Here is a 12,446-nt window from a genome sequence, read left to right on the forward strand (position 1 = left end):
GCCATGCACCCAGTACCACCGCCCCTGCGCCAGCGCGCCATTCCGATCATCGTCACGCTGCTGTGCGTGGCGGTCGCCAGCCTGCTCGTCGCGGGCATGAGCGGATCGATTGCGGTCGCGCCGGCCGAGCTGCCGGACGCGGTGGCGCAGGTGCTGCGCGGCCGGCCGGAATCGCTGGCCGCGTCGCTCGTCGAGCTGCGCGCCGGCCGCGCGCTGATGGCCTTCGTCACCGGCGGCGCGCTCGCGCTGGCCGGCGTCATGATGCAGGCGCTGCTGCGCAATCCGCTCGCCGACCCGTACGTGCTCGGCATCTCGGCCGGCGCGTCGGTCGGCGCGCTGTTCGCGCTCCTGATGATGTGCGCGGCGGCCACCGTGGACGGCGCGGCGATGGCCGGCGCGGTGACGATCGCCCTGCTGCTCTACCTGCTCGCGCGGCGCGACATGCGTAGCGGGGTTGCGGTGGAAGGCGGCACGTCGATGCTGCTGCTGACGGGCACGATCATGCAGGCGGCCAGCATGGCGCTCGTCACGCTGATGCTGTCGATCGCGCCGGAAGGGCGCCTGCGCAGCATGGTGTTCTGGATGATCGGCGACCTGGCCGGCGCGCCGCTGCGCATCCTGCCCTGGATCGTGCTGGCCGCGGCGCTCGTGTACGCGCTGCGCAACGCGCGGGCGATGAACATGCTCGCGCTGCACGCGGAAGCCGCCGCCACGCTGGGTGTGCGCGTGGGCGCCGTGCGCAAGGGCCTGTTTTTCGTATCGGCCGTGCTGACGGCGAGCGCGGTGACGAGCGCCGGCGCCATCGGTTTCGTCGGTCTGATCGTGCCGCACGCGTGCCGCTTCGCGTTCGGCCCGGACCACCGCGTGCTCATCCCGGCCGCCGTGCTGGGCGGCGGCAGCCTGCTCGTGCTGTGCGATACGGTCGCGCGCACGGTCGTCGCACCGACCCAGCTGCCAGTCGGCGCCATCACGGCGCTGATCGGCGCGCCCGTCTTCCTGTATCAACTGCACCGCATGCACAAATGACGATCGCGACCCGACAACTGGAATTGCGCGCCGGCGATCGCGTACTCGTGCACGGCCTGGACTGGGTCGTGCGCGCCGGCGAATGCTGGTCCATCATCGGCCGCAACGGCGCCGGCAAGAGCACCCTGCTGCGCACCGTGGCCGGCCTGCGCGCGCCCGATGCCGGCACCGTCGCGCTGCACGACCGTCCGCTGTCCGCCTGGCCGCTGGAAGCGCTGGCACATGAACGCGCGTACCTGCCGCAGTCGCGCAGCGACGCGTTCGCGTACAGCGTGATGGAAACCGTGCTGTCCGCGCGCCATCCTTACCACGCCAACCATTACTGGGAACAGAGCGACGACCACCACGCGGCCGTGAACGCGCTCGTGGCGATGGAAGTCGACCACCTCGCCACGCGCGACGTGCGCACGCTGTCCGGCGGCGAGCGCCAGCGCGTGGCCATTGCCGCGCTGCTCGCGCAGGACACGCCGCTGCTGCTACTGGACGAGCCGGCGAACGCGCTCGACCTGGCGCACCAGGTGCGCACGATGTCGCTGCTGTCGCGCCTGTGCCGGCAAAGCGGCAAGACCATCGTGATGATCGGCCACGACCTGAACCTGGCACACAGTATTTCCACCCACGCCCTGCTGCTGATGGGCGACGGCCGCTGGCATGCCGGCACCGTCGACGACGCACTGCAGGCACCGCTGCTGAGCAGCTTTCTCGGCCACCCGATCGACGCAATCGAGAACAAGGGCCGTCGTATTTTCATTCCCCTGGAGGCCCCTCATGACTGAAATGACCCCTGAACAAACCGCGGAACTGAACGAGCGCCACCGCGCGCGCATGGAGCGCAAGAAGGCCGTCATCGACGCCAAGATCGCCGCGGCCGACAAGAAGATCGGCATCATCATCGTCAACACCGGCAACGGCAAGGGCAAGAGCTCGAGCGCGTTCGGCATGGTCGCGCGCGCGCTGGGCCACGGCATGAAGGTCGGCGTCGTCCAGTTCATCAAGGGCGCGATGTCCACCGGCGAAGAGATGTTCCTGCGCCGCTTCCCCGACGACGTCAGCTTCCACGCGATGGGCGAAGGCTATACGTGGGAGACGCAGAACCGCGAGCGCGACATCGCCAAGGCCGAGGAAGCCTGGGAGCAGGCGCGCCGCTTCCTGGCCGATCCCGCCTGCGGCCTCGTCGTGCTGGACGAATTGAACATCGCGCTGAAGTATCGCTACCTGGACGTGCACACGGTGATCGCCGACCTGCTCGACCGCCCGGAGATGCAGCACGTCGTCGTGACGGGCCGCGCCGCGCCGCCGGAACTCATCGCCATCGCGGACACCGTGACCGAAATGAACGTCGTCAAGCACGCCTTCAAGGCGGGCATCGCGGCGCAGGCCGGGACGGAGTGGTGATGGCCTCCGGCGCCCGCATGCTGCTGGTCGCGGCCATCGCGTCCGGCCAGGGCAAGACGACGGTCACGGCCGCGCTCGCGCGGCGCCTGCGCCGCATGGGCCAGCGCGTGCACGTCTTCAAATGCGGGCCCGACTTCATCGACCCGATGGTCCTCGAACACGCGAGCCGCGCGAAGGTCCACACGCTCGACCTGTGGATGGTCGGGCTGGAGCAGAGCCGCCGGCGCCTGGCGCGCGCCGCGCGCGACGCGGACGTCGTATTGGTGGAAGGCGTGATGGGCCTGTACGACGGCGATCCGTCCGCCGCCGACCTCGCGCGCGCATTCGATCTGCCCGTGCTGGCCGTGATCGATGCGTCGGCAATGGCGCAGACGGCCGGCGCGGTCGTCATGGGCCTGCGCGACTACGGGCCCGTGCGGATGGCCGGCGTCGTCGCCAACCGCGTCGCGAGCGAAGGTCATGCACGCATGGTCGCGGCGTCGCTGCGCGACATCCCGCTGCTCGCGACCCTGCCGAAGCAGGCGCGCCGGCTGCCGGAACGCCATCTCGGCCTCGTCGTGCCGGGCGAAGTCGCCGACATCGACGCCATCCTCGACGAACTGGCCGACCAGTTGCAGCTGGACGAGGCGCAGTGGAATGCGCTGGCGCCGCAGCTCCCGGACGAAGCCTTGCCGGAAGAACCGGTCGCGCCGCTGCTGTCCGGGCTCACGGTGGCGATCGCGCGCGACGCCGCGTTCTGCTTCCTGTACCCGGCCAACGTCGACACGCTGGAAGCGCTGGGCGCGCGCGTCACGTGGTTCTCGCCGCTGGCGGACGAACCGGTGCCCGAGGATGCCGACGCCGTCTACCTGCCGGGTGGCTACCCGGAACTGCACGGCGAAGCGCTGGCGCAGGCCGGGCGCTGGCGCGAATCGATCCGCGCGGCGCATGCGGCCGGCCTGACTATCCTCGCGGAATGCGGCGGCATGATGGTGCTGGCCGAGTCGCTCGTAGACAAGGAGGGCCGCGACTGGCCGATGGCCGGCCTGCTGCCGGGCCGCGTGCTGATGCAGCCGCGTTTGGCCGGACTGGGATCGCAGGGACTCGCGACGAACGCCGGGCAGATGCGCGGCCACACCTTCCACTATTCGCGCCTGGAGACGCCGCTTGCGCCAGCCGCGTGGACGGTCAAGCATCCGTCCGGCACGCAGGGCGAGGCCGTCTACCGCGTCGGGTCGCTGACGGCGTCGTACTTCCACGCGTTCTTTGCCTCCAACCCGGCCGCCGTCGCGAGCCTGTTGCAGGGAGAGCTGGAATGAGCCGCACCCTTCTCCTCGGCGGCGCGCGGTCCGGCAAGAGCGGACTGGCCGAGCGGCTCGCGCGCGAGTCCGGCAAGGACGTCGTGTATGTCGCGACGTCGTATGCGGGCGATACGGAGATGTCGGCGCGGATCGACCATCATCGCGCGCGCCGGCCGGCGGAGTGGAAAACAGTGGAAGAGCCGACGGCGCTCGCGGCCACGTTGCGAATCCTGTGTGCGCCGGAGCGCATCGTGCTCGTCGACTGCCTGACGTTGTGGCTCACGAACCTGATGTTCTCCACGCGGCAGGAATTTCCCGAGGTCGGCCCCATCGACCTGCCGCCGCTGTTCGTTGACGAACGCGCCGCGCTGCTCGACTGGCTGGACGCGACACCCGCCGGCGACGTCGTCTTCGTATCGAACGAAACCGGCATGGGCATCGTGCCCTACGGCGCCGTCTCGCGCGCGTTCGTGGACGAAGCGGGCCGCCTGAACCAGGACGTCGCGGCGCGCTGTGACCGCGTGCTGTTCGTCGCGGCCGGCCTGCCGCTCGTGCTGAAGGGCGCGCCATGCTGAGCGGACTGGCGCCCACGACGCTTGCGCTGGCGCTCGTCGCCGGCGTTCTGCTCGACCTGTTGCTGGGCGAGGCGCGGCGCTGGCATCCGCTCGTCGGCTTCGGCCGGCTGGCGTCCGCGCTGGAACGCCGGCTCAACGGGGGGCGCTCGCGCATCGCACGCGGCCTGCTCGCGTGGATGCTCGCCGTGCTGCCGTTATGCGCGCTGGCGTGGCTCGCGTGCGCGTACGCCGGCGCGGCCGGCCATGCCGTACTGCTGTACCTGGGCATCGGCCTGCGCAGCCTGCGCGACCATACGTTGCCGATCCATGCGGCGCTCGTGCGCGGCGACCTCGATGCGGCGCGCGGCCTGACGTCGCGCATCGTCAGCCGCGACACGGAGCAGGCCGGCGAATCCGACCTCGCCAAGGCCGGCGCCGAATCGCTGCTCGAAAACGGCAACGACGCCGTGTTCGGCACGCTGTTCTGGTTCCTCGTCGGCGGCGGCGCCGGCGTCGTGCTGTTCCGTCTCGCGAACACGCTGGATGCCATGTGGGGCTACCGCAATGCGCGCTTCAACCTGTTCGGCCGCGTGGCCGCGCGCATCGACGATGCGCTGAACTATGTGCCGGCGCGCCTGACTGCCCTGTCGTACGTGCTGCTGGCGGAGCGGGGACGGCTGCGCGCGTGGCGCTGCTGGCGCACGCAAGCGCCCGCGTGGAGCAGCCCGAACGCGGGCCCCGTGATGGCCAGCGGCGCCGGCGCGCTGGGCGTGCAGCTTGGTGGCGCGGCCGTGTACGACGGCGTGACGGAACAGCGGCCCCCGCTCGGCACCGGTCCGGACGCGTGCGCGCACGACATCCTGCGTGCCTGGCGCCTCGTGTGGCGTACCACGCTGCTATGGGTCGTCGTGGCCGGCGCCGCGCTATTCGTATTGGATGGAGCGATCCATGCTTGAACACGGCGGCAACCTGCGCGCGGCGCAACAACGCTACGGCGGCACGGACTGGATCGACCTCTCCACCGGCATCAATCCGCACGGCTATCCTGCGCCCGCGCCGACGCCGGATGCGTGGCACCGCCTGCCGGAACGGGATCCGGAGCTCCTGCGCGCCGCATGCGCGTACTACGGCGCACCGCACCTGCTGCCGGTGGCCGGCACGCAGGCCGCGATCCAGGCCTTGCCGCGCCTGCGCGCCGAACTGGCCGGGCCGGCGCGCGTGACGGTGTCCGCGCCCTCGTATGCGGAACACGCGCATCACTGGGGCCGTCATGGCCACGTCATGCATCAGGTGGCGTACGACGCGCTCGACGACGCGGTGGACGGCAGCGACGTGGTCGTCGTCATCAACCCGAACAATCCGACCGGCGCGACGGTGGCGCCGGCACGCCTGCTGCACTGGGCGGAACGGCTCGCGGCGCGCGGCGGCTGGCTCGTCGTGGACGAGGCGTTCGCGGACACGGCTCGGGCGCTCAGCGTGGCCGCTCACGCCGGCCGGCCCGGCCCCTTGGGTCTGATTGTGCTGCGCTCGGTCGGCAAATTCTTCGGCCTGGCCGGACTACGGCTCGGCTTCGTCGGTGCGGATACGACCCTGCTGACGGCGCTGGACGACCTGCTCGGGCCATGGGCCGTCAGCGGCCCGGCGCAGGAGATCGCGATCGCGGCCTTGCGCGACCACGGCTGGCAACAGGCCACGCAAACGCGCCTCGCACGCGACGGCGCGCGCATGCACGCGCTGCTTGCACACTACGGCATCGACGCCCACGGCACCCCGCTGTTCCATTGGTGGGCGGAGCCGCGCGCCGAGGCTTTTCATGAACACATGGCGCGGCGCGCGATCTGGGTACGGCTGTTCCCGGGCGCGGCGCGCGGCATCCGCGTCGGCCTGCCGGGGAACGAATCCGCATGGCGGCGCATCGAACAAGCACTCCGGGAATGGAACGACACATGAAACGATCGATCATCGCAGCCGCGCTCCTGTGCGCGGCCAGCCTGCAGGCGCAGGCCGCCGTCAGCGTCAGGGACGACGCCGGCGCCACCGTCACCGTCGCGAAACCGGCCCAGCGCGTGATCTCGCTGGCGCCGCACGTCACCGAGCTGCTGTTCGCGGCGGGCGGCGGCAGCCATGTCGTGGGCGTCGTCTCGTACAGCGACTTTCCCGAGGAAGCGAAGAAGATCCAGCAGATCGGCTCGAACCGCGAAGTCGACCTGGAACGCATCATGGCCTTGAAACCCGACCTGGTCGTCGTCTGGCGCCACGGCAGTTCCGAGCGCCAGATCGAAATGGTGCAGAAGCTCGGCATCCCGATGTTCCACAGCGAGCCGCAGAAGCTGGAAGACATCGCGGACAACGTGCAGAAGCTCGGCCAGCTGATGGGCACCGACGCCGTCGCCGGCCCTGCGGCAGCAAGCCTGCGCGGCAGGATCGCCGACCTGCGCGCCCGGTATGCGAAGCGCCCCGTCGTGCGCAGTTTTTACCAGGTGTGGGACAAGCCGCTGTACACGCTGAACGGCCGCCACATCGTCAGCGACGCGCTGCGCCTGTGCGGCGGCGAGAACATCTTCGACAAGCTGCCCGTGACGGCGCCCGTCGTGTCGATCGAAGCCGTGCTGCAGGAGAATCCGGAAGCGATCTTCGCCACCGCGGAAAAGAACTACGGCGGCGTGAGCCTCTGGAAGCCCTACGGGACACTCACCGCCGTCCGCAACAACAACCTGTTCACCATCGACGGCAACCTGCTCAACCGCTCCGGCCCGCGCATGATCGCCGGTGCCGCGCAGCTGTGCGAAAAGCTCGAACTGGCGCGCAGCCATCGCCCGAAATGACCCGCTTCCCGTATCCAACCCTGATGGTGCAAGGCACGACGTCGGACGCCGGCAAGAGCACGCTCGTCGCCGCGCTGTGCCGGCTGCTGGTGCGGCGCGGCGTGCGCGTGGCGCCGTTCAAGCCGCAGAACATGGCCCTGAACAGCGCCGTCACGAGCGACGGCGGCGAGATCGGCCGCGCACAGGCGCTGCAGGCCGTCGCCGCGGGACTCGAACCGCACACGGACATGAACCCGGTGCTGCTGAAACCATCGAGCGACACGGGTGCGCAAGTCGTCATCCACGGCCGCGTGCGCGCCGAGATGAATGCGCGCGACTACCACCAGTACAAGACGGTGGCGATGCAGGCCGTGCTGGAATCGCATGCGCGGCTGCGTGCGCAATACGACGCCGTGATCGTGGAAGGCGCCGGCAGCCCGGCCGAGATCAACCTGCGCGACCGCGACATCGCCAACATGGGGTTCGCAGAGGCGGTCGACTGCCCGGTGATCCTCGTCGCGGACATCGACCGCGGCGGCGTGTTCGCCCACATCGTCGGCACGCTGGCCTGCCTGTCGGACAGCGAACGCGCGCGCATCAAGGGCTTCGTCATCAACCGCTTCCGCGGCGACATCAAGCTGCTCGAGCCGGGCCTGGACTGGCTGGAAGAACAGACGGGCAAGCCGGTGCTGGCCGTGCTGCCTTATCTGCACGGGCTGTATCTCGATGCGGAAGACGCCGTGCAGGCCGTGGCGCCCGGGACCGGCGCGTTCCGCGTGGTCGTGCCCAGCTATCCGCGCATGAGCAACCACACGGATTTCGATGCGCTGCGCGTCCATCCCGACGTCGACCTGCGCTTCGTGCGCGAAGGCGAGCCGGTGCCGGACGCGGACCTCATCATCCTCCCCGGCAGCAAGAACACGCGCGGCGACCTGGCCTGGCTGCACGCGCAGGGCTGGCCGGAGCGCATCCGCCGCCACCTGCGCTATGGCGGCAGGGTGATCGGCATCTGCGGCGGCTTCCAGATGCTGGGATCCTGCGTCGACGATCCGCACGGCGTGGAAGGCGCGGCCGGCCACTCGAAAGGCCTCGGCCTGCTGGGCCTGGGCACGACGCTGACGCGCCAGAAGCGCCTCGCGCAGGTGACGGGCCGCTGCGTGTTCGCGCCCGATGCGCTGGAGGCGGCGGTTACCGGCTACGAGATCCACATGGGCGTGTCGACGGGCGACGCGTTGGCGCGGCCCGCGTTCGAGATCGACGGCCGCCCGGAAGGTGCGTGCTCGGACGACGGCCAGGTGCTGGGCACCTATCTGCACGGGCTGTTCGACCATGCCGATGCGTGCGCGGCGCTGCTGCGCTGGGCGGGGCTGCACAGCGCGCATGTCGTCGACACGGCCGCGCTGCGGGAGGCGAGCCTGGACCGGATCGCGGATGCGGCGGCGCCGCTCCTCGACCGGCTGCTGGCGCTCGCCTAGCCGCCGTGCCCGGCGCCGACATCGGGTAAATCTGCAGGCCGAGCGACAGGTCCGTCACGGGGTCTCTTCGATGGTCGATAAAGCCATCCTATCGCCGGCTTTACATCATCCGATTGGCCCGCTCAAATGAGAGTCGATATCATTTGAGCGAGCTGGACGATAAAGGAGTATCTCATGGCAGCGGCACGCAAAGGCAGTCAGGTCATCACGCACATGGCGATCGGTTTCGCGATCGCCTATGCGTTCACGGGGTCGATCGCGCTCGGCGGACTCGCCGTGCTGGTCGAACCCGTGCTGAACGTGCTGCTGCTGCCGTTCCACGAACGGGCGTGGGCGCGCCGCGTGCATGCGGCCAGCGGGCGGCGCCGCTACCTGCTGGCCAGCCTCGAAAAGATCAGCCAGGCCACGATGCACGGTGGCGTGGCGTTCGGCGTCCTGTACCTGGCCACCGGGTCGGTGGCCTTCGGCGGCATGGCGGCGCTGCTCGAACCGGTCTGCAACGTGATCCTGATGCCGCTGCACGACCGGTTGTGGGACAACGCGATCGGCCGCGGCGTCAGTACGTCCCCGACTTGACAATCACTCCCCGGACGCACCCTCGCGCAGCGCGTCGAGCGTCTGCCGGTCGAAGACCGTACCGTTCTGCCGGTCGAACAGGCCGAAGCTGTTCCGACCGAGATCGCCCGTGTCCCAGTAAAACGGGATCATGCCGTTCTTCAGGGCGGTCTTGACGACGTACTTGTGATAGTAGGCGCGGCTGGCGAGGTGCCGCTTGAGATCGTCGCCCGTCAGTTGCGAGCGGCGGATCGCGCCGAATTCGCCGAGGAGGACGGGGATGCCCTTGTCCACGAACTGCGCTTTCATGCGGCCGAACAGGTCGTCGACCAGTGCCTCCTCGCCCGCGGTCGCATTGTGGGCGGTGTCGGTCCTGGAGTGATACGCCGCGCCCCAGTAATAGGCTTGCTTGCCCCACGCTTCGTCCTTCGTCATGAGGGCGAAGTTGAACGGGGTATAGAAGTGGACTTCCGCCATCAGGCGGCCGGGGACGGTATCGGTCGGCATGGCCGTCATCAGCTTGTTGGTCTTCTCGATGTCGGTGCCTGGCCCCTGGACCACCAGCACGCGGTAGGCGTTGCGGCCGCCGGTCGAGCGCACGGCATCGACGAAGGTCTGGTGGTACGACGCCAGGATGGCCATCTGGCCGGCGTCCTTGACGTCCGGTTCGTTGGCGCTGGCGAAGAGCACGCGGCCATCGAAGTCGCGCAGCAGCGTGGCGATCTGTTCCCAGTACGCCTTCTGTTTCGCGTTGACGGCGGCCTGCCTGTCGGCCGTGAAGTTCTCCTGGAGCCAGCCGCCGTCCCAGTGGATGTTCACCAGCACGACCATGTCGTTGTCGACGCAGTACTGCACCACCTGCTTCACACGGGCCAGCCAGGTGTCGCTGATCTTGCCCGTCCTCGGGTCGGCATACTGGTCCCACGCCACGGGGAGGCGGATGGCATCGAAGCCGCTCTGCCTGACCAGCCGGATCAGGCTGTTGCTGACGAGCGGATTGCCCCAGTTGGTCTCGCCGCCGATGGCTTCCATCGTATTCCCGACGTTCCAGCCCAGGCGCATCCTGCCCGCCATCTGCACCGCGTCGTCGCGCATGCCCGACATGTCGGCGGGCAGCGGGTTCGAATTGTAGCTGGGGTAGTGTACCGGTACCGGCGCAGGTGTCCGGGCGCGCAGCGCGGCGAGCGCCAACCCCAGCACCAGCAGCGCGGCGCAGGCAAGACCGATCTTCTTCATGAAACGATTCATTCCGTCTTCCCGAACATGGTCGGCGCTTATTTGCGCAGCAGCTCCGCGCCGAAGGGCTCGAGCCGCAGCGTGCCGTCCCACGCGCGGCCACCGAGCACGCCGGTGGCAGTACCGTCGAACTTCACGTCCTGCGGTTGCGTCGTCGTGTTGACGTACAGCGTGCGGCCATCGACCTCGCGGGCATAGACGCCTTCCGGTGTCGCGGGGCCTGGCTTGATGCCAAGTTCGCCGTACAGGCTGCGGTACAACGCCTGCATGACGGGGCGCTGCGCGGCCGTGGCGACGTAGATCGCCCTGCCTTTGCCGTAGCGGTTTTCGGTGATCGCGGGCGGCGCATCCGGCACGTTCGTCAGGCGCGCGACGACCTTCGCGGTGGACGGCTCCAGCACTTCGTAGAACTTCGTCGTCGTCTTCACGGTCTTGCCGTCGAAGCCGACGTCGAGCGGCGCGTCGGCGTTGTAGTACTCGCTGGTGCGCAGGCCGAACACGTCGCTGAGGCGGCCCGGCAACGGCGTGTCGAACACCTGGCCCGTCTCGCTGACCTTCGCCGAGAACGCCGTCATCACGACCGTGCCGCCGTCCTGGACGTAGCGGCGCAGCGCGTCGGCACTCGCCTTGTCCATCACGAGGTCGGCCGCCACCACGACCATCTTGTAGCGCCGCAGGTCGTCATGGCCCACGTGGATGACGGCCGTGTCGATGTTGTCGTTGAAGACGGGCGCGAACGCATTGTGGAGCTGGTCCATGTACGGGATCGTGAAGTACTGGCGCATCGTGTTCGACGGACCCGGCGGCGTGGAGGCATTACGGCTGTCGAACGAGTACGCGAACGCGACCTGCGGTTCCGTGTGGCGCGGGAAGCCCAGCGCCTGCAGCGTCTTGAACTCGCGCGCGATCGTGCCGAATTCCCACAGCTTCCACGACGGCTTGCTGTCATGATCGAGAAGACCCATTATCATCTGTTCCTCGCCGCCGAGGTGGGAATTGTAGGTCCACGCCATCACGGATTGGGCGCCGAGCAGCAGGCCGAAGTGAGCCCACATCCGCGAGCGCCCTTTGGTCCCGTAGTAGCCGCCGCCGCCCGCCGTGAACTCGTTGAACCAGATGGGCGTGTCCAGGCCAGCCTTCATCATCAATGCTTCAAAGCCGGACCCGACCGGCTCGCCCGGATAAAAGCCCATCGCACCGTAATGCGCGTACTGGCGATACGTCGACAGATAGTCGAAGCCCTTGCGCCCGGCGCTGTCCCACAGGTTCGAGATCGCCGGCTTGTCCGGCGCATACTTCACGCGGACGGCTTCGAGGTCCTTCAGCACGGCGATCGTGTTGTCGGACCAGAAGCGGCGCAGGTCGAGGTTGCGCTCGGCCGGGCCGGGACCGTCCGCATACGGCAGTTCCACTTCGTCCCACGACGACAGGTGGCGCGACCAGCGCTGGGTCGCCCACGCCTGGTTCAGCGCATCCAGCGTACCGTATTTTCGTTTGAGCCAGGCGACGAAGCGGGTCCGGTCGGCCTTCGAATACGACATGAACGTGTTGCCGATCTCGTTGTCGAAGCCGATCGCGATCACGGCCGGATGCTTGCCGTAGCGCTGCGTCAGCTTCTCGGCCAGACGGACGGCGTGACGGCGGTAATCCGGGTCGCTGATGTCGAGCATGTAGCGCTCGGCCGGTTGCACGGTCGCGCCCTGTGCATTCACGAGGTTCACGCCGGGGTATTTGCGATGCAGCCACAGGGGCGCAGGCGTGCCGGGAATATCCACGATCACCTTGATGCCGTTCGCCTGCATCGCGTCGACGATGCGGTCGAATTCCTCGAATTTGAACTTGCCGTCTTCGGGTTCGAAGTAATCCCAGGACAGGTCGCCCATCCGGACGACGTTGAACCCGGCCTTCTTCATCAGGGCGATGTCGCGCTGGATCTGGTCGGGTGTGCGGTCGACGGGCTGGTAGCACGTCCCGACGAACAGTTGTCCCGGGCCGGGCCAGCCCACGGGGGCGGCGAGCGGGAGCGAGGCAGGCCCGGCCAGCGTGGCCAGAGCGAAGGCGATCTTTGCAATGAGTTTCATTTTGGATCTTTGAAGGTTTCTCGACCACAAAAGAATAAAG

12 protein-coding genes are annotated in these 12,446 nt (G+C 68.8%); 10 read left to right on the plus strand and 2 right to left on the minus strand.

All coding sequences use genetic code 11. From position 1 onward, the window contains the following. The first annotated feature begins 3 nt into the window (after positions 1–3). From ACEN9G_RS08645 to ACEN9G_RS08690, 10 genes are all read left to right on the plus strand, one after another. On the plus strand, positions 4–1,026 hold the full coding sequence (locus ACEN9G_RS08645) for a FecCD family ABC transporter permease (protein WP_483126573.1): 1,023 nt from the start codon (positions 4–6) through the stop codon (positions 1,024–1,026). Beyond that, positions 1,023–1,802 (plus strand): ABC transporter ATP-binding protein, encoded by a 780-nt coding sequence (locus tag ACEN9G_RS08650; RefSeq protein WP_413344173.1) that lies wholly within the window; start codon positions 1,023–1,025, stop codon positions 1,800–1,802. Before ACEN9G_RS08645 ends, ACEN9G_RS08650 begins: the two co-directional genes overlap by 4 nt. Then, on the plus strand, positions 1,795–2,421 hold the full coding sequence (cobO, locus tag ACEN9G_RS08655) for a cob(I)yrinic acid a,c-diamide adenosyltransferase (protein ID WP_413344175.1): 627 nt from the start codon (positions 1,795–1,797) through the stop codon (positions 2,419–2,421). Before ACEN9G_RS08650 ends, cobO begins: the two co-directional genes overlap by 8 nt. Next, positions 2,421–3,719, plus strand: a complete 1,299-nt coding sequence (locus ACEN9G_RS08660; RefSeq protein ID WP_413344177.1) for a cobyrinic acid a,c-diamide synthase CobB — start codon at positions 2,421–2,423, stop codon at positions 3,717–3,719. The genes cobO and ACEN9G_RS08660 overlap by 1 nt, the downstream gene beginning before the upstream one ends. Next, complete coding sequence (gene cobU, locus ACEN9G_RS08665) at positions 3,716–4,276, plus strand: bifunctional adenosylcobinamide kinase/adenosylcobinamide-phosphate guanylyltransferase (RefSeq protein WP_413344179.1); 561 nt, start codon at positions 3,716–3,718, stop codon at positions 4,274–4,276. The genes ACEN9G_RS08660 and cobU overlap by 4 nt, the downstream gene beginning before the upstream one ends. Further along, positions 4,270–5,211 carry a CobD/CbiB family cobalamin biosynthesis protein gene (locus tag ACEN9G_RS08670; protein WP_483126574.1) on the plus strand — a complete coding sequence of 314 codons (942 nt, stop codon included), beginning with the start codon at positions 4,270–4,272 and terminating at the stop codon, positions 5,209–5,211. The genes cobU and ACEN9G_RS08670 overlap by 7 nt, the downstream gene beginning before the upstream one ends. Then, a complete protein-coding gene (gene cobD, locus ACEN9G_RS08675) occupies positions 5,204–6,205 on the plus strand; it encodes a threonine-phosphate decarboxylase CobD (RefSeq protein WP_483126575.1) in 1,002 nt (333 codons plus the stop codon). The genes ACEN9G_RS08670 and cobD overlap by 8 nt, the downstream gene beginning before the upstream one ends. Continuing rightward, positions 6,202–7,080 carry a cobalamin-binding protein gene (locus ACEN9G_RS08680; RefSeq protein WP_413341969.1) on the plus strand — a complete coding sequence of 293 codons (879 nt, stop codon included), beginning with the start codon at positions 6,202–6,204 and terminating at the stop codon, positions 7,078–7,080. Before cobD ends, ACEN9G_RS08680 begins: the two co-directional genes overlap by 4 nt. Then, positions 7,077–8,534, plus strand: coding sequence for a cobyric acid synthase (locus tag ACEN9G_RS08685; RefSeq protein WP_413341971.1), 1,458 nt, complete (start codon positions 7,077–7,079; stop codon positions 8,532–8,534). Before ACEN9G_RS08680 ends, ACEN9G_RS08685 begins: the two co-directional genes overlap by 4 nt. Positions 8,535–8,708: 174 nt before the next feature. Further along, the gene (locus ACEN9G_RS08690) at positions 8,709–9,110 is read left to right on the plus strand and encodes a DUF2061 domain-containing protein (protein ID WP_413341973.1); all 402 of its coding nucleotides are present in this window, start codon (positions 8,709–8,711) and stop codon (positions 9,108–9,110) included. 3 nt (positions 9,111–9,113) lie between these two features. Here the strand turns inward: ACEN9G_RS08690 and ACEN9G_RS08695 are convergent, their stop codons facing one another. Next, positions 9,114–10,337 (minus strand): glycoside hydrolase family 5 protein, encoded by a 1,224-nt coding sequence (locus ACEN9G_RS08695; protein WP_483126576.1) that lies wholly within the window; start codon positions 10,335–10,337, stop codon positions 9,114–9,116. 26 nt (positions 10,338–10,363) lie between these two features. Further along, positions 10,364–12,406: a beta-galactosidase gene (locus tag ACEN9G_RS08700; protein WP_413341976.1), complete on the minus strand. Its 2,043-nt coding sequence runs from the start codon at positions 12,404–12,406 to the stop codon at positions 10,364–10,366. Positions 12,407–12,446: the final 40 nt, after the last annotated feature.

The organism is Massilia sp. Masssp94, assembly GCF_059491305.1.